Raw genomic sequence first — 17,272 nt, forward strand, 5'->3', positions numbered from 1 at the left:
GAACGCGATGAGCTCGTTCGAGACCATCCTCGTGGAGCGGCCGGAGCCGGCGATAATTCGGGTCGTGATGAACCGGCCCGAGGCGCGCAACGCGCAAAACCTGCAGATGACCTACGAGCTCAACGCCGCCTTCGATGCGGCGGTGCAGGACGATGCGGTCAAGGTCATCATCCTCGCCGGCAACGGGCCGCACTTCTCGTCCGGCCACGATCTGCGTCCCGGCGGGAAAAACACTGCGGGCACGGATTTCCCGCCGATCGGAAATTGGGGCGGCTTCGCCGAGCCCAATGCCCATGGCCGCTTCGCGCGCGAGCAGGAAATCTACCTCCAGATCACGCGGCGCTGGCGCAACCTCGCCAAGCCCACGATTGCCGAGGTGCACGGCAAGTGCATCGCCGGCGGATTGATGCTGGCCTGGGCCTGCGACCTCATCGTCGCCAGCGACGATGCGCAGTTCTGCGACCCTGTCGTCACCATGGGCGTCTGCGGCGTCGAATGGTTCGTGCATCCCTGGGAGCTCGGCCCGCGCAAGGCCAAGGAGTTCTTGTTCACGGCCGACAGCTGGAGCGCGCAGGAGGCGCAGCAGCTCGGCATGGTCAACCAGGTCGTGCCGCGCACGGAGCTGTCGGCGCGCGTGCTGGAGCTGGCGCGGCGGATCGCGTCAAAACCGTCCTTCGCATTGAAGCTGACCAAGGAGGCGGTGAACCGCTCGGTCGACGTGATGGGCCAGCCTGCCGCGATCGACCAGGCCTTTGCACTGCATCAGCTCTGTCACGCCCACAATCTCCAGGAGTTCGGCATGATCGTCGATCCATCCGGCCTGCATCCCTCCGTGCGCAAGCCGCCGGCGGCCGCGGAGTAGATGCGATGGACCTGAACCTCAGTGACGAGCAGCGGCTGCTGCGCGAGAGCGCGGAACGTTTCGCGGCCGAAAGTTACGATGCCGATCACCGCCGCAAGATGGCGAACGATCCGCTCGGCTACAGCCCTGATGTCTGGAAGCAGTTCGCCGAGCTCGGCTGGCTGGCGCTGCCGATTGCGGAAGAGTACGGCGGGCTCGGCGCCGGCGCGGTCGAGATCGGCATCTTGATGGAAGCCTTTGGCCGCGGCCTGGTGTCCGAGCCTTACGTTGCAACCGTCGTTCTCGGAGCCGCACTGATCGACAGATGCGGCAGCACGGCGCAGAAGCAGGCGAGCCTGCCCAAGGTCGCCGACGGATCATTGAAGCTCGCGCTTGCGCACTCCGAGCGCGCGGCACGGTTCGATCTCGCCAAGGTCGCGACCACCGCCAACAAGACGGCGCAAGGCTGGCGCCTTGCCGGGAACAAGATTGCCGTGCTCGACGGGCATGCCGCCGACGAGATCATCGTCTCCGCGCTCATCCATGATCATCACGGCCCATCGGGGCGGATCGGTCTGTTCCTGGTGCCGGCGACGGCGCCGAGCCTTGTCATCAGCGACTATCCCCGCCTTGGCGGCGGGCGCGCCTGCAACATCGAACTATCGGACGTGCATCTGCCCGAAGACGCCCTGCTCGGCGACGGACACGACGCGCTGCCCGCGGTCGAATGGGCCGTCGACCGCGCCATGGCGGCGCTTGGTGCGGAAGCCGTCGGCATCATGCAGACGCTGCTGGACACCACGCTGGAATACACCAAGATCCGGAAGCAGTTCGGCCGGCCACTCTCCGCCAACCAGGTGATCCGCCATCGCCTCGCCGACATGGCGATGCAGGTCGACGAGTCGCGTTCGATGGCACTGCGGGCTGCGTTGAAGGTGGATGCCGCGCTGGTCGAACGGGCGCGGGCCGCATCGGGTGCGAAGGCGAAGATCGGCAAATGCGCGCGCTTCGTCGGCGAGCAGTCGATCCAGCTCCACGGCGGCATGGGCGTCACCGAGGAGCTCGAGGTCGGCGCCTATTTCAAGCGGCTGGTCGCCTTCGACACGCTGTTCGGCGGTAGCGCGCATCACTATGCCCGCCACGCGCAGCTCGGCCGCACGGCCTGACACAGGGAGCGCATCATGGACCTCACGTTCAATGCCGAGGAGCGCGCCTTCCAGAGCGAGGTGCGCGGCTTCATCGCCAAGAACCTCACCGACGAGATGAAGCGCGCGACCGCGCTGACGCCGTCGGTGTTCTCCGACCCCGACATCGGCATGGCCTGGCAACGCGCGCTGCACCGGCAGGGCTGGGGTGCGCCGGGTTGGCCGGTCGAATATGGCGGTCCGGACTGGACGCCGGCACAGCGCTGGATTTTCGAGACGGAGTCAGCACGTGCCGGCGTGCCCAATGTCAACGTGATGGGCGTGAAGATGGTCGGGCCCGTCATCATCGGCTTCGGTTCGCCCGAGCAGAAGAACTTTTATTTGCCGCGCATCCTCTCCGGCGAGGATTACTGGTGCCAGGGCTATTCCGAGCCGGGCTCCGGCTCTGACCTCGCCTCGCTGAAGACCCGCGCGGTGCGCGACGGCGACGACTACATCATCAACGGCACCAAGATCTGGACCACGCATGCCCATCACGCCAACCGCATGTTCGCGCTGGTGCGCACCAGCGACGGCGAGCGGCAGCAGGACGGCATCAGCTTCATCCTGATCGACATGAAGACGCCGGGCATCACCACGCGCCCCATCCTCACCATCGGCGGCGATCACGAGGTCAACCAGGTGTTCTTCGACGACGTGCGGGTGCCGGTCGCCAACCGCGTCGGCGAGGAAGGCAAGGGCTGGACCTACGGCAAATATCTGCTCGAGTTCGAGCGCGGCTCCGGCATCGCGTCATCCAAGCTACGCGAGGGGCTGAAGGCGATCGCTAATCTTGCCGAGTCGGATTTAACCGGGCGCGCCATCGACAGCCCTGACATCGCGACGCGCATCTCCGAGGTCGAGGTCGACATCGACGCGCTGGAGATGACCGAGCTGCGCGTGCTCTCGGCACTGCAGACCGGGCAAAATCCCGGCGCGGTGTCCTCCATCCTGAAGCTGCGCAACAGCGAGATCCGCCAGGCCGTGACCCGGCTCGGCGTCGACGTGATCGGCCACGACGCCCTCGCGGTCGAGCCGATGCGCCCGCTCTACAGGCTCAACCACGAGCCGGCGACGCCTGAGGACATGCTGACGGTGGTGCCGGAATATCTCAACGGCCGCGCCTACACGATCTTCGGCGGCACATCGGAGATCCAGCGCGACATCATCGCGAAGATGATGCTGGGGATTTGAGACCACGGCACACACCACACACGCGGTGTCGTCCCGGCGAAGGCCGGGACCCATACGCCGGAGAGGGAGTGTGGCGCGAGCTGGTCATGACCAATCTTCGCCAAACTGGATTCGGTGGTTATGGGTCCCGGCCCCCGTGCGCAATTGCGCACTAGGCCGGGACGACAGCGAATCTGAGGCTTCAGCTAAGCCCCTAACCCGCCTTCGCGTCCCTGATCGCCTGCCAGATCTTCTGCGGTGTCAGCGGCGTGTTGAGCTGGGTGATGCCGAGCTCGGCGAGCGCGTCCATCACGCCGTTGGTGACGCAAGGCGGGCCGCCAATGGCACCGGATTCGCCGCAGCCCTTGGCGCCGAGCGGGTTGGTGCGGCAGGGCGCGGTGTCGTCGAGCGTCACCACGATCGGCGGCACGTCGTCGGCGCGCGGGATGCAGTAATCCTGGTAGCTGGCGGTGAGGAGCTGCCCGTCCGGATCGTAGGAGACGCCTTCATACAGCGCCTGGCCGATGCCTTGCGCGACGCCGCCGTGGATCTGGCCGGTGACCAGCATCGGGTTGACGGCAACGCCGACGTCGTCGACGGTGGTGTAGCGCACGACCTTGGACACGCCGGTCTCGGGGTCGATCTCGACCTCGCAGATATGCGTGCCGTTCGGCCAGCTCGGTCCATCCACCTCGCCTTCGGAATCGACGCTGAGCTTGGCGCCGTTCTCCTTCTCGGCGAGATCGAACAGGCTGATGCGGCGGTCGGTGCCCACCACGGTGAGCATGCCGCCCTGATACTCGATGTCCTCGACCGAGGTCTCCAGCACGTTGGCCGCCTTCTCGCGCGCCTTCTGGATCAGGTCGTTGGAGGAGACCGCCACGGCCGTGCCGCCGACGAACAGCGAGCGCGAGCCGACGCTGCCGAAACCCATGGCCAGATCAGTATCGCCCTGGACGACGTCAATCTTGTCGAGGGGAATGCCGAGCGAGTCGGAGATCATCTGGGTGTAGGTGGTCTGCAGTCCCTGCCCCATCGCCATGGTGCCGGAATGCAGCACGACGCGCCCCTGCGAGGTCGCGTGCAGGCTGACCTTCTCGGTGTGGGCGCGGCCGCCGGTCCATTCGATGTAGGAGGTGAGGCCGCGGCCATAGAGCAGGCCCTTCTTCTTCGCCGCCTTCTTGCGCGCGGCAAAGCCGTCCCAGTCTGCGAGCTTGACGGCACGGTCGAGCATGTGGGCGAAGGCACCGGAATCGTAAACCTGCCCGGCTGCGTTGGTGTAGGGCAGCTGCGCCGGCTTGATGTAGTTCGCTTTGCGAATCGCGCGCGGGTCCATGCCGATCTTTCGCGCGGCGGCGTCGAAGAGACGCTCGACGATGAAGACCGCCTCGGGACGGCCGGCGCCGCGATAGGCACCGACGGGCGCGGTGTGGGTCATCACCGACTGCACCTCGAAATGCACCAGCGGCAGGTCGTAGACGCCGGTCTGCACGAACGGGCCGAGCACCAGCGGAATGATGTTGGCCGCACCCGACGAGTACGCGCCGGTGCAGCCGATCGACTTGACGCGATAGGCCAGCACCTTGCCCTTTTCGTCCAGCGCGAAAGATGCGGTCGAGGTGAGATCGCGGCCGTGGGTGCCGCCGACGAACTCGTCGGTGCGGTCGCCGCGCCAGCGGATCTTCCTGTTCAGCTTGGTCGCGGCGTAGGCGACGATCCCGTCCTCGGGATAGAGGTTCGTCTTCTGCCCGAAGCCGCCGCCGATGTCGCCGACCAGCACGCGCACGCTGTCCTTGGGGCGCTTGAGCACGGCTTCCGCGAGCACGTCGCGGGTCGAGGCCGGCGTCTGCGACTGCACGTGCAGGAGGAGTCGGCCGGACTTCTTGTCGATCTCGGCAATGGTCGAGCGCGGCTCCATCGCGGAGGGCACCAGGCGCTGGCTGACGAGGCCGAGCTCGACGGTGTGCGCGGCCCTGGCGAAGGCCTCGTCGACCTTGGCGGCATCGCCGTAAGCCATCGCGCCGACGATGTTGTCGGGCGCCTCCGGCCACACCACGGGCGCGCCGGGCTTCACCGCCTCGACCGGGTCGACCACCGCGGGCTGGACATCGTATTCCACCACAATCGCCTCGGCCGCGCTCTGCGCCTCGACGCGGGAGGCCGCCACCACGGCCGCGACCGCTTCACCGGCGTAGCGCACGACCTCGTGGGCGAGCAGGCGGCGCGGCGGCACCGTCATCGGCTTGCCGTCGGGGCGCTTGAAGATGCTCAAGGTCGGGATGGCGCCGACGTCGTCCTTGACGAGATCGGCACCGGTGTACACCGCGGTGACGCCCGGCATCGCGGCCGCGGCGCTGGTGTCGATCGAGACGATCTTCGCGTGCGCATGCGGCGAGCGCAGCACGTGCAACCACAGCGCGCCGTCTTCCGGCTTGTCGTCGATGAATTGCCCCTTCCCGGTCAGCAGCCGCTGGTCTTCCAAACGCTTGACGGGCTGGCCCGCTCCGAAACGCAAATTGCCGGGAAGAATGTTCATTCCGTGGGGTCCTCAGGATCTTTTCGAAATTGCGGGCTGCCTTTTAGCGGATCGGTCAGGGGCATGCCAGCCGCGGTTTTGGGCGGGATATGCACGGATTCGGCATGCCCGGGCGTATCGCAGATTCTGTAGGGTGGGCAAAGGCGCGCTTGCGCCGTGCCACCATCGCTCAACGGACGCGATCAAGTTGGTGGGCACGCTGCGCTTTGCCCACCCTACGGCACTGATCGTGTCGGGGATGACGACTTTTACGCCAGCTCCCGCAGCGCCGCCTCCACGACCTTGCGCGCGTCGGCCGTCAGCGCGGCCTGTGGCGGGACGGGATCGCCGACGTCGTAGCCCTGGATCGCAAGGCCGGCCTTGATGCAGGCGGCGAGGTTGAAGCGGGCGAAGGCCTCGTTGATGCGCCACAGCCGGCGCTGGAGCGCCATGGCCTCGTCCCAGCGGCCGGCCTTGCAGAGGTCGTAGAGCTTAACGCTCTGGCGCGGGATGATGCAGGCCGGGCCGGCCATCCAGCCGAGCCCGCCGATCAGCATCACCGCGGCCGGGATATGGGCGGAGGCCGAGAACACGCGCAAGCCATCGCCGCAGCGGTTCATGATCGAGAGCAGCCGGCCGGTATTGGTCGAGGCGTCCTTGATGTAGCCGATGCGCGGATGCTCGGCGAGGCGCGCGATGACGTCGAGCGTGAGATCGGAGCGCTGGAATTGCGGATTGGTGTAGATGACGACGGGAATGTCCACGGCATCCGCGATGGCGCGGAAATAGGATTCGACCTGGGCATCGGCGAGCGGGAAATAGGCTTCCAGGATCGCGAGGATGCCGTCGGCGCCGAGTTTTTGATAGGCCCTCGCCTGCGCCACCGCATCCGCGGTCGACGTGGAGGCGACGCCGGCCACGACCGGCACGCGGCCCTTCGCGGCCTCGATCGTGGTCTGCACGACCGCGCTCCGCTGCGCGGCATTGAGATAGGCGAACTCGCCGGTCGAACCGAGCGGCGTCAGTCCATGTACGCCGGCGCCGATCAGGTCGTCGCAGAGCTTTGCGAGCACGTTCGTCCGCACCGTGCCGTCGGCATCGACGGGCGAGACGAGGTAGGGGAAGACGCCGTGAAATTCGGACATGTCGGGGGCTCCGGCAGGTGGCACCCCAGAGCTATTAGCAATGCCCGCCCCGGCGATCAAACCTTGAGCAAGCGTACCCGCGTGCCCCAGGGATCGATCGCCTCCACGCCGTTGCTGAGCGCCGTGACGTTCACACCGCCCTTGCGCAGACGCTCCTCCTGGGCTGCGAGAATGCCCTGCTTCTCCGTCACCAGCGAGAACCAGGCGAGGCCGGTCGTGGAATCGTCGCGCTGGCCGGCGCCCTGACTCTGCCAGACATTCATGCCGAGGTGATGGTGATAGCGGCCCGACGACAGGAACGCCGCGCCGTTGCGCTTGCGGGTCGGGTCGAGGCCGACCGTGCCGTGATAGAAGCTCTCGGCCTGCGCGAGATCGCCGACGCGCAGATGCATGTGGCCGACACGCATTCCGTCCGGCGCCTTGGCATAATCAGGGACGCGCGTATTGGTCAGCGACAGCAAGTCGGGAATGTTGAGCTCGTCGGTCGCCATCTTCACGCTGCCCTCGCTCCACTGCCATTGCGAGGGATCGCGGTCGGCATAGACCTCGATGCCGTTGCCTTCGGGGTCGTCGAGATAGACGGATTCGCTGACGAGATGATCGGCAAAGCCCGACAGCGGCACGCGATGCGAGGCCGCGTGGACCAGCCATCGCGCGAGGTCCTTCCGGGTCGGCATCAGGAAGGCGGTGTGATAGAGGCCGGCGGCGCTGCGCGATTCAATCGCGGCATCGGGACGGGCCTCCAGCACCAGCAGCGTGATGCCTGCCGTGCCGAGCCTCGCGCCGGTCGCCGAGCGCTCCATCACGGTGAGCCCGATCACGTCGCGGTAGTAGTCCGCGACCTTGTCGAGATTCTTGACCCGGAGCGTGACCATGCCGACCCGCATCGGCGTGCGGCTGGCATAGGTCGGGCCGCCGCTCTGCGGGTTGCCCTCGGCACGCGCCGCGGCTGCGGCCGCCATCGCGAGCGACGTCGCTCCGGCGAGTTGAAGCAGGGTGCGGCGGGTGAGGTCGATGGTCATCAGTCAGGGCTCGCTGAAATCCTTGAGGCCACAGGGCGCAATTTCGGGATTGCTACACGTTCCCGTGAGGCGCTCCCAATCACATGTTCGTCGGCCGTGGTCCTACGGAGGTCCACCCCTGCCGCCTGTTCTGGTCCTGGTTCTGGTCCTGGCCACCCGGCCAGTTTCGCAATCGCCCGCGGCATCCCAGATTGAGGACAACTTACAGGAGCCCGCCATGACCGACTTCAGTCCCCTGTCCTCACTGTCGTCCGCGCTCGCGGAATTGGTGGCGCGCACCGCGCCCTCCGTCGTCTCCGTGCATTCGCATCGCTCCCGCTCAACCGGTTTCGTCTGGAAGAGCGGCCTGATCGTCACCGCCGACGAGGCACTGGCCGACGAGGGCGAGGTCGAGATCGGCCTCGCCGACGGCAGCCGGGTCGCCGCCACGATCGCCGGCCGCGACCACACCACCGACATCGCGCTGCTTCGGGCTGACATCGCCGTTGCACCGGTCAAACTGGCCACCGCGGTCCCGGCGCTCGGCGCATTGTCGATCGTGGTTGCCACCCATCGCGAGACGCCGAGCGCCGCGCTCGGAATGGTGTCGGCGTCCGGCAAGAGCTGGCGCTCCCTGCGCGGCGGCGACATCGATGCCCGGATCGAGCTCGACGTTCGCCTCGGCGGCAGCCAGCAGGGCGGCCTGGCCCTCGACGCATCGGGCGACGCCTTCGGCATGGCCGTGCTCGGGCCGCGGCGGGTGCTGGTGATACCGACGGCGACGATCGAGCGCGTCGCGCCGCAGTTGGAGGCGCGGGGCCGCATTGCACGCGGATATCTCGGCCTCGGGCTCCAGCCGGTACGCCTCGACGACGGCATCGGCGCGATGGTGATGAATGTCGACAAGGCCGGACCTTCGGCCGCGGCCGGCATCCGCCAGGGCGATGTGATCGTCGCGATCAACGACCAGAAACTGTCGGGCGTGCGCGCGCTGTCGCGGACGCTGGGTCCAGCCAGCGTCGGCGCCGTGGTCGATGTCGCGGTGCGCCGCAGCGGCGAGCCGGTCAGATTCAAGGTCACGGTTGGCGAGAGGCCGGAGGCGTGAGCGCGGACAAGTCGGCCGAGATCGTCCTCTCGCTGGAGATCGACGATCCTGCCCTCGCCGATCGCCTGACGGCGCTGCTCGGCAATGTCAGCGGGATTCGCCTCGCCGCCCCCGGCGAGCGGGCCGCCGCGACGGTCGTCGCCCGCGATCCGCGCAGCATGCCCGAAGACATCGCGCTGACGCAGCGGGAGCTCGACGTGTTGGCGCTGATGGCCGAGGGTGCCTCGAACAAGATGATCGCGCGTCAGCTCGGCATCTCCGTGCACACCGTGAAGTTCCATGTCGGCTCGCTGCTGGACAAGCTGGATGCCACCGGCCGCACCGATGCGGTGGCGCATGCGGCGCGTCGCGGCGTGATCGAGCTCTGAGCGGCGTGGATCAAGCGAGGGCGGCAATCTGCGCCAGTTCGCGCATGCGGCCCGTGTCGACGATGCGGCCATGGCTGATGACGACGCGCGGAGGGCTGTGGAAGCGCAGCGCCTCGGTGACATCGTCCTGTTCAAGGATGACGAGATTGGCCGCGCAGCCGAGCCCGAGGCCGTAGCGTTCCAGATTGATCGCCGTGGCGGCACGCGTGGTGATCATGTCGTAGAGCGTCTCGAACTCGCTCTTCCCGGTCATCCAGAGCAGATGCGAGGCGAGGAACGCCACTTCCAGCATGTTGTTGCGGCCAAGCGGATAATAGGCGTCGGAAATGTCGTCCTGGCCGAGGCAGACATTGATGTCGGCTGCCAGCAGCTCCTTCACGCGCGCATGCAGCGGGCCGTTGTGGGGATTGCTCACGACGCTGACACGGGCCTCTCCGAGCAAGGCCATCAGCTCCCGGAGATAGTTTTCGGGATAGAGCGCCATCGCCCGGCAGTGATGCGCGAGCGCCCGGCCCTCGACGCCGCGGGCGATTACCGCGCGCGCCATCATGTCGAGCGTGCGCATATTGGCGTCGCCGACGTCGTCCAGCAGCATCGAGACCTCGGCGCCATGCTCGGCCGCGAGGTCGAAGCAGAACGCGACATGGCGGCGCATGTCGTCCTCATCGGCTTCGATCCAGGGAATGCCGCCGACGACATCGGCCCCGAGCGCCATCGCCTTGCGCATCAGATCGTCCGCACCGGGCTCGCGAAACAGGCCGTCCTGCGGGAACGCCACGACCTGGATATCGACGATACCGCGAAACTCCTCGCGGATGGCAAGCAGCGCCTTGACGCCTTCGAGCCGGGCCTTGGTGTCGACATCTGCGAAGGCGCGAATGTGGAGATTGCCGTGGAGCGCGGCGAGCGCCACCGCGCGCCGCGCGTTCGGAACGATCCATGATGCGTCGTAATTGTTCTTGACCACCGCGGCGAGCTCGACCGCCTTCGCCGCCTCGCTCATGCCGCCGCGCTGGTAGGCCTCGAGTGCCGCCTCGGACATCATCGGCAGGGTCCAGACCTTGCAGAGATGCAAATGCGGATTAACGAAAGCGGGCGTGACGAGAGCGCCTTTGGCATCGACGAAGGATCGGGCACCGGTCTCCAGCCGGCGGCCGATCGCGGTGATCACACCATCGGTGACGGCGATGTCGACGATCTCGCGGCTGCGCGTGCGGGCGTTGGTGATGACGAGGTCTGGCAGGCGGGACATTGCAGGACTTCCACTCGATACAAGTGCGATCATGCAAGTTGGGTGCCGGTATGCGGAAACCGGAGCTGGACCGTCAGGCCCGGCGCATTGTCATGCAGCGCAATCTCGGCGCCATGAAGGCGCGCGACGGCGGCGACGAGGCTGAGGCCGAGGCCGTTGCCCGGCGTGTAGCGGCTCTGCTCCAGCCGGTAGAAGCGCTTGAAGACGTGGTCGCGCGCCTCGGTGGGAATGCCCGGCCCGTCGTCCGCGATCGCGATCACCGGGCCGCCATCGGCGCTGCGGCAGGTCACCGTCACCTGCCCGCCCTTGCGGCCGTGCTTGATCGCATTGTCGACGAGATTGGCGACGGCATCGAACAAGAGGTCGCGATCGCCCGTGATCGCCACCTCGCGGTCGCCGTCGAGACTGAGGCGGGTTGTGACCTCTTCGGCGGCGGCGTCGTAGAGCTCGACGACCTCGCCGGCGATCTCGGTCAGGTTCAGCGTGCGAAAGGCGCTCCTGCGCGCGCGGGTCTCGATCTCCGAGATCCGCGTGATGGAGGCGAACATGCCGAGCACGGCATCGAGATCGGCGATGGTGTCGCCGATCAGCGCCGCATCGGCCTCGCTGTTGCGCGGGGCGTGATAGGCCTTCTCCAGCCGGCCGCGCATGCGCGTCAGCGGCGTGCGCAGATCGTGGGCGACATTGTCGCTGACCTGCTTGACCTCGCCCATCAGCGTCTCGATGCGGTCGAGCATCTGGTTGAGATTTTCGGCGACGCGGTCCCACTCGTCGTGGCTGCCGCGCAGCGGGATGCGCCGGTCGAGGCCGGACAGCATGATGGCGCGGCTGGTGGCGTTGATCTCCTCGATCCGGCCGACCGTTCGCCGCGTCACCAGCACCGCAGCAAGTCCGGCAAGGGCGAGCAGCAGCACGGCGACCGCGACCATCGCCAGCTCGATCATGCCGGTGAAGCCTTCATGATCGACGGCAGTGCCGAGCCGGCGATCCACATAGGCGAGCGTTCCGACATAGACGTAGGCCATGATCGCCGCGACGATCAGCCCGAATGCCGCGATCGCCATCAGCGCCAGGCGGAAGGTCGAGGAGCGGAGCGTCTTAGCCAGGAGCACGGAGGCAATATCCGATGCCGCGGATGGTGTGGATCAGCGGATAGGCCTGGGCATCATCGACCTTGCGGCGGACGCGGCCGACATAGACGTCGATGATGTTGGTGGAGGGATCGAAATGCAGGTCCCAGACGTGCTGGAGCAGCATCGCGCGGGAGACGACGCGGCCCTCGTTGCGGACGAGATATTCGAGCAGCTGGAATTCGCGCGGCAACAGCGGAATCTTGCGGCCGCGGCGGGAGGCGCTGCGTGCGATCAGGTCGATGGCGAGGTCGCCGACGCGCAGGACCGTCTCCTTGGCGACGGTTTCGCTACGGCGTCCGAGCGCTTCCAGGCGCGCCAATAGCTCGACGAAGGAGAACGGCTTGACCAGATAGTCGTCGCCGCCGGCGCGCAGGCCGCGGACGCGATCGTCGACCTCGCCGAGCGCGGAGATGATCAGGAAGGGGGCGGCGATGCCGTCGTCGCGCAATTGGCGCATCACGGCGATGCCGTCGATGTCGGGCAGCATGCGGTCGATGGTGATCACGGCATAGTCGCGCGCAGCGCCGTGGCTCAGGGCCTCGCGCCCGGTGGCGGCGAGATCGACGTCATAACCCGAGGTTGTCAGCTCCTCGACGAGCTGGCCTGCGGTTTCCGGATCGTCCTCGACGACCAGGATGCGGCGGTGACCTCCGGTCATGCAAAACTCCGCGCGACGATCGCCACCAGACTATCCCGTTCCGGGGCTGAGCGGAACTGCCCGATGGCGATCGCGACAATGGTGCGGGTACGGCGATGCGACTACCAATAGTCTCCGCACACATTGACCCATTGCCAGCCATAGGGCGTCCAGCCCCTGCGCCAGCAGCCGTCGTCGTAATAATTGGCATAGTTGGCATAGAGGAACGGCGCACCGACGAAAGCGAACCGGTTGAAGCGGTGACGGTGGAAGAAGGCATGGCGGCCAATGAACGGCCTGCCGTGCCAGCCGGCGCCGGCGAAGCGCGGTCCAAAGGCGGCGCGGGTCGCCAGCGGAGCTGCGGCAAAGCGGGGTCCGATGGCGGCGCGGGCGGCCATTGGCGAACCGACGAAGCGGGCACCACCGAAATGAGCGCCGCCCATCCCGCCAAATCGCATGCCCCCGCCACCCATGCCGCCGCCACCGACATGCATGCCGCCACCACCGAAGTGACCACCGCCGCCAAAGCCGCCATGGCCACCACCGCCGAAGCCGCCGTGACCTCCGCCACCCATGCCGCCACGGGCAAGCACTGGTGAAGCGAGCGCCATCGCTGCGGCGAGCGTCACCGCAGTGAGGCCTTTGAGAAGCCTGTTGTTCATCGAAGCGTCCTCCTTGCAGTGCGGCGGTGAGCGCGCCGCACGAGGACGAACAGATGAGGAGAACAGGCAGGCGTCTTCAACTTACAAATGCGCCAGATTCTGACGCCGGTGTTAGGTACGCGCCGGTCTGTCACTCCCTCTCCCCATTCTTACGGGGCCGCGACGAGCTTCGCTGAGGGCGGGGTGAGGGGGGCTTCCGCGAATTCGATTTGAGTGGGGATTGCCGATGCGCGGGAGTCGGATGGAGCGTTGATCTGGCCGACAGTTTGCCCTGCCCCTCACCCGGAATCCGCGCTGCGCGCGAATTCCGACCTCTCCCCGCACAGAGCGGGGAGAGGTTAAAGACTCACGCCCGCCTGCCGCTCTTCTCCGCGGCGCGACGCATCGCTTCCGCAAGCGCGCCGCCGCCGGAGGATTCCTGCTTGCGCGGCGCGGACGAGGTCATGCGGCTGGCGTTGCGCGAGCCGTTGTCGCGCTGCATGCCGGGGGCGTCCTTCTTGGCGCCGACCTCGTCGTCGAGGCGCAGGGTCAGCGAGATGCGCTTGCGGGCGACCTCGAAGTCCAGCACCTTCACCTTGACGATGTCGCCGGGCTTCACCACTTCGCGCGGATCCTTGATGAAATTCTTCGACATCGCCGAGATGTGCACGAGCCCGTCCTGGTGCACGCCGATATCGACGAAGGCGCCGAAGGCGGCGACGTTGGTCACGGTGCCCTCGAGGATCATGCCTTTCTTCAGGTCCTTGATCTCCTCGACGCCCTCCTTGAACACGGCAGCCTTGAACGCCGGTCGCGGGTCGCGGCCGGGCTTTTCCAACTCGCGCAGGATGTCGGTGACGGTCGGCAGGCCGAAGGTCTCGTCGACAAAATCCTTCGGCCTCAAGGTGCGCACGATCTCGCTGCTGCCGATCAGCGCCTTGATGTCGCTCTTGGTCGCCTCGAGAATCCGCCGCACCACCGGATAGGCTTCGGGATGCACGCCGGAGGCATCGAGCGGGTCCTCGCCGCCGAGAATGCGCAAAAAGCCCGCGCACTGCTCGAACGCCTTCGGCCCGAGCCGCGGCACGTCCTTGAGCGCCTTGCGCGACTTGAACGGGCCGTTGGCGTCGCGATGCGCCACGATGCTCTGGGCAAGGCCGGAGCCGACACCCGACACGCGCGCGAGCAGCGGCGCGGAGGCGGTGTTGACGTCGACGCCGACGGCGTTCACGCAATCTTCCACCACGGCATCGAGCGATTTGGCGAGCTTGGCCTGGCCGAGGTCGTGCTGATACTGGCCGACGCCGATCGCCTTCGGCTCGATCTTGACGAGTTCGGCGAGCGGATCCTGCAGGCGCCGCGCGATCGAGACCGCGCCGCGCAGGGTGACGTCGAGGCCGGGCAATTCCTCCGAGGCGAAGGCCGAGGCCGAATAGACCGACGCGCCGGCTTCCGACACCACGATCTTGTTCATCTTCAGCTCGGCAAGGCCCTTGACGAGATCGCCTGCGAGCTTGTCGGTTTCGCGGGAGGCGGTGCCGTTGCCGATCGCGATCAGCTCGACGCGATGCTTCAGCGCAAGCTTGCCGAGGATCGCGAGCGACTCGTTCCACTGCCGCTGCGGCTCGTGCGGATAGATCACGGCAGTATCGACCACCTTGCCGGTCGCATCGGTAACAGCGACCTTGACGCCGGTGCGGTAGCCGGGATCGAGACCCATGGTGGCGCGGGTGCCGGCCGGTGCCGCCAGCAGCAGGTCGCGCAAATTGGAGGCGAACACGCGGACGGCTTCGGTTTCGGCCGCATTCCACAGCCGCATGCGCAGGTCGATGTTGAGATGCACCTGGATCTTGGTGCGCCAGGCCCAGCGCACGGTGTCGATCAGCCAGCGGTCGCCGGCTCGCTTGAGGTCGGCGATGCCGAAGCGCTTCATGATCTTGAATTCGTAGGCGCTGGGCACGCCGGGCGGCGGCGCCTCGGCCTCGGGCTGAATCTGGAGATCGAGGATCTCCTCCTTCTCGCCGCGGAACATCGCGAGGATGCGGTGCGACGGCAGCCTGGTCAGCGGCTCGGAGAAATCGAAATAGTCGGCGAATTTTTCGCCCTCGGTCTTCTTGCCGTCGCGCACCTTGGAAGCCATGCGCGCGTTGGTCCACATCTCCTCACGAAGCGCGCCGATCAGGTCGGCGTCCTCGTCGAAGCGTTCGACCAGGATGGCGCGGGCGCCGTCGAGCGCGGCGGCGGCATCGGCGACGCCCTTCTCGGCGTTGATGAAGCCTTCCGCCACGACCTTGGGATCATTGCCGGGCTCGGCGATGAGCTGATTGGCGAGCGGCTCGAGGCCGGCTTCCTTGGCGATCTCGGCCTTGGTGCGGCGCTTCGGCTTGAACGGCAGATAGATATCTTCGAGGCGCGCCTTGCTGTCGGCGGCCATGATGGTGGCTTCCAGCGCGGCATCGAGCTTGCCCTGCTCGCGGACCGATTCGAGGATGGCCTTGCGGCGGTCCTCGAGTTCGCGCAGGTAGACCAGGCGCTCCTCCAGGGTGCGCAATTGCGCGTCGTCGAGCGCACCGGTCGCTTCCTTGCGGTAGCGGGCGATGAAGGGAACCGTGGCGCCGCCGTCGAGCAGCGTCACCGCCGCCTCGACCTGCTCCGCCCGAACCCCAAGCTCCTGCGCAATTTTCTGGTTGATATTTGCCACGCGAGAATCCCTCTATCCAAGCACGCGACGCGGGGGCGAACCACCGACCGCGGGACGCCGCTTATGGACCAACCAAGGTTGATTCATCAAGGTGCGGCGCGCAACCGTCGACAGAGGATTTTTTTGCTGGATCGATGCGATCTCGCCACATTCGTGGGGATGGCAAGGCTTCTCTCGCGTCGCGGCAGACCAAATGGCCGTCCCGTCATCCTGAGGTGCGAACGCCGCAGCGCGCATGGCACTGCGGAGGAAACCTCGAAGGATGAACGGCCGAGATGCAGCCGGGCCGTCGCCCCTCGAGGCTCGCCGAAGAGGCGAGCACCTCAGGGTGACGGTCTGGGATGAACGCTTGCGGCTTGACATCAGCCCCGCGTTCCGCGCCTGCTTGATCTGCCGGACCACCGAACTCTGAGAACCATTCATGCGCACCACATCGGTCGGCGTCTTCAAGGTCGCCACCACGGGCCCCGGCGACGTTTCCGGCCTCATGGCCATGATCGGCTCCGGCGCGGTCGATCCAAAATCGATCCTCGCCATTCTCGGCAAGACCGAGGGCAATGGCGGCGTCAACGACTTTACCCGGGAGTACGCCGTCGCTGCGCTGTGCACGGCGCTGGCGCCAAAGCTCGGCCTGTCGCCGGAAGCAGTCGAGCAGCGCATCGCCTTCGTGATGTCGGGCGGCACCGAAGGCGTGCTGAGCCCGCATCTCACGGTATTCACGCGCCGCGAGGCCGATGGGCGGCCGGCGGGCCTGTCCGGCAAGCGCCTGAGCATCGGCATGGCGCACACACGGGACTTCCTGCCCGAGGAGCTTGGGCGGTCCGCGCAGATCGCGGAGACGGCCAGGGCCGTGAAAGCCGCGATGACGGACGCCGGCATCCTTGAGCCCGCCGACGTGCATTTCGTGCAGATCAAGTGCCCGCTGCTCACCAGCGAGCGCGTCGCGGCGGCAAACGCGCGCGGCAACAAGGTGGTGACGACCAGCTCCTACAGCTCGATGGCCTATTCGCGCGGCGCCTCCGCGCTGGGGGTTGCGGTCGCGCTCGGCGAGATCGGCCCCGATCTCCGCGACGAGGACGTGCTGCGGCGCTACGATCTGTTCTCGAACGTCGCATCCACCTCGTCCGGGATCGAGCTGATGCATAATGTCGTCATCGTGCTCGGCAACTCCGAATTGTCAGCGAGCGAGTTCGAAATCGGGCATGCCGTGATGAAGGACGCGATCGATTCTGCCGCGGTGATGTCGGCGCTGACGAGCGTCGGACTTGCCATCGCGCCGCAAACCAGCGCGGGCCGTGCGCTCGTCAACATCTTCGCCAAGGCGGAGGCTTCGCCTGACGGCAGCGTGCGCGGCTTTCGCCACACCATGCTCGAAGATACCGACATCAGCTCGACACGCCACGCCCGCGCCGCGGTCGGCGGCCTGATCGCGGGCCTTGCCGGCACCGGCGCGGTCTACGTGTCCGGCGGCGCCGAGCATCAGGGGCCGGCCGGCGGCGGTCCGGTTGCAGCGATCGCGCGGCTGTCGGATTGATAGAGCCGGCATCATCCGACCTCTCCGCCCGGCGCAACCCTG

Annotated in this window: 14 protein-coding genes; 6 read left to right on the plus strand and 8 right to left on the minus strand. The window is 67.0% G+C overall.

What is annotated here, in order from left to right; genetic code table 11:
* The first annotated feature begins 7 nt into the window (after positions 1-7).
* Genes XH79_RS27265 through XH79_RS27275 form a run of 3 tightly spaced genes read left to right on the plus strand, consistent with a single transcriptional unit; the run spans position 8 to position 3,219 of the window.
* Positions 8-862: an enoyl-CoA hydratase gene (locus XH79_RS27265; protein WP_271583599.1), complete on the plus strand. Its 855-nt coding sequence runs from the start codon at positions 8-10 to the stop codon at positions 860-862.
* Between the two features lie 5 nt (positions 863-867).
* A complete protein-coding gene (locus tag XH79_RS27270) occupies positions 868-2,007 on the plus strand; it encodes an acyl-CoA dehydrogenase family protein (protein ID WP_271583600.1) in 1,140 nt (379 codons plus the stop codon).
* A gap of 15 nt (positions 2,008-2,022) precedes the next feature.
* Complete coding sequence (locus tag XH79_RS27275; protein WP_271583601.1) at positions 2,023-3,219, plus strand: acyl-CoA dehydrogenase family protein; 1,197 nt, start codon at positions 2,023-2,025, stop codon at positions 3,217-3,219.
* A 193-nt stretch (positions 3,220-3,412) separates the two neighbouring features.
* Here XH79_RS27275 and XH79_RS27280 read toward each other — a convergent pair whose 3' ends face one another.
* The 3 genes from XH79_RS27280 to XH79_RS27290 all read right to left on the minus strand — a co-directional run bounded on the left by XH79_RS27280 (position 3,413) and on the right by XH79_RS27290 (position 7,880).
* Complete coding sequence (locus tag XH79_RS27280; protein WP_271583602.1) at positions 3,413-5,734, minus strand: xanthine dehydrogenase family protein molybdopterin-binding subunit; 2,322 nt, start codon at positions 5,732-5,734, stop codon at positions 3,413-3,415.
* 248 nt (positions 5,735-5,982) lie between these two features.
* On the minus strand, positions 5,983-6,858 hold the full coding sequence (locus XH79_RS27285) for a dihydrodipicolinate synthase family protein (RefSeq protein ID WP_271583603.1): 876 nt from the start codon (positions 6,856-6,858) through the stop codon (positions 5,983-5,985).
* A 56-nt stretch (positions 6,859-6,914) separates the two neighbouring features.
* Complete coding sequence (locus tag XH79_RS27290) at positions 6,915-7,880, minus strand: VOC family protein (RefSeq protein WP_271583604.1); 966 nt, start codon at positions 7,878-7,880, stop codon at positions 6,915-6,917.
* Positions 7,881-8,097: 217 nt separating this feature from the next.
* On the opposite strand from XH79_RS27290, the gene XH79_RS27295 reads away from it, so the two are divergent.
* Both XH79_RS27295 and XH79_RS27300 read left to right on the plus strand, forming a co-directional pair.
* Positions 8,098-8,964 carry a S1C family serine protease gene (locus tag XH79_RS27295; protein WP_271583605.1) on the plus strand — a complete coding sequence of 289 codons (867 nt, stop codon included), beginning with the start codon at positions 8,098-8,100 and terminating at the stop codon, positions 8,962-8,964.
* Complete coding sequence (locus XH79_RS27300) at positions 8,961-9,332, plus strand: response regulator transcription factor (RefSeq protein ID WP_271583606.1); 372 nt, start codon at positions 8,961-8,963, stop codon at positions 9,330-9,332. The genes XH79_RS27295 and XH79_RS27300 overlap by 4 nt, the downstream gene beginning before the upstream one ends.
* A gap of 10 nt (positions 9,333-9,342) precedes the next feature.
* Here XH79_RS27300 and XH79_RS27305 read toward each other — a convergent pair whose 3' ends face one another.
* The 5 genes from XH79_RS27305 to XH79_RS27325 all read right to left on the minus strand — a co-directional run bounded on the left by XH79_RS27305 (position 9,343) and on the right by XH79_RS27325 (position 15,696).
* Positions 9,343-10,584 (minus strand): amidohydrolase family protein, encoded by a 1,242-nt coding sequence (locus XH79_RS27305; RefSeq protein ID WP_271583607.1) that lies wholly within the window; start codon positions 10,582-10,584, stop codon positions 9,343-9,345.
* 29 nt (positions 10,585-10,613) lie between these two features.
* Positions 10,614-11,696 (minus strand): sensor histidine kinase, encoded by a 1,083-nt coding sequence (locus tag XH79_RS27310; RefSeq protein ID WP_212341615.1) that lies wholly within the window; start codon positions 11,694-11,696, stop codon positions 10,614-10,616.
* Positions 11,683-12,375, minus strand: a complete 693-nt coding sequence (locus tag XH79_RS27315; protein WP_212341617.1) for a response regulator transcription factor — start codon at positions 12,373-12,375, stop codon at positions 11,683-11,685. The genes XH79_RS27310 and XH79_RS27315 overlap by 14 nt, the downstream gene beginning before the upstream one ends.
* A 101-nt stretch (positions 12,376-12,476) precedes the next feature.
* Entirely contained in the window at positions 12,477-13,016 is a 540-nt protein-coding gene (locus XH79_RS27320; RefSeq protein ID WP_212341619.1) for a hypothetical protein, read from the minus strand.
* A 346-nt stretch (positions 13,017-13,362) separates the two neighbouring features.
* Positions 13,363-15,696 carry a Tex family protein gene (locus XH79_RS27325; RefSeq protein WP_212341620.1) on the minus strand — a complete coding sequence of 778 codons (2,334 nt, stop codon included), beginning with the start codon at positions 15,694-15,696 and terminating at the stop codon, positions 13,363-13,365.
* Between the two features lie 421 nt (positions 15,697-16,117).
* Between XH79_RS27325 and XH79_RS27330 the strand changes: the two genes are divergently transcribed.
* Positions 16,118-17,230, plus strand: a complete 1,113-nt coding sequence (locus XH79_RS27330) for a ring-opening amidohydrolase (RefSeq protein ID WP_271583608.1) — start codon at positions 16,118-16,120, stop codon at positions 17,228-17,230.
* The last annotated feature ends 42 nt before the right edge of the window (positions 17,231-17,272 follow it).

This window comes from Bradyrhizobium sp. CCBAU 45389, from assembly GCF_028128625.1.
In the GTDB taxonomy this organism is placed as follows: domain Bacteria; phylum Pseudomonadota; class Alphaproteobacteria; order Rhizobiales; family Xanthobacteraceae; genus Bradyrhizobium; species Bradyrhizobium liaoningense_B.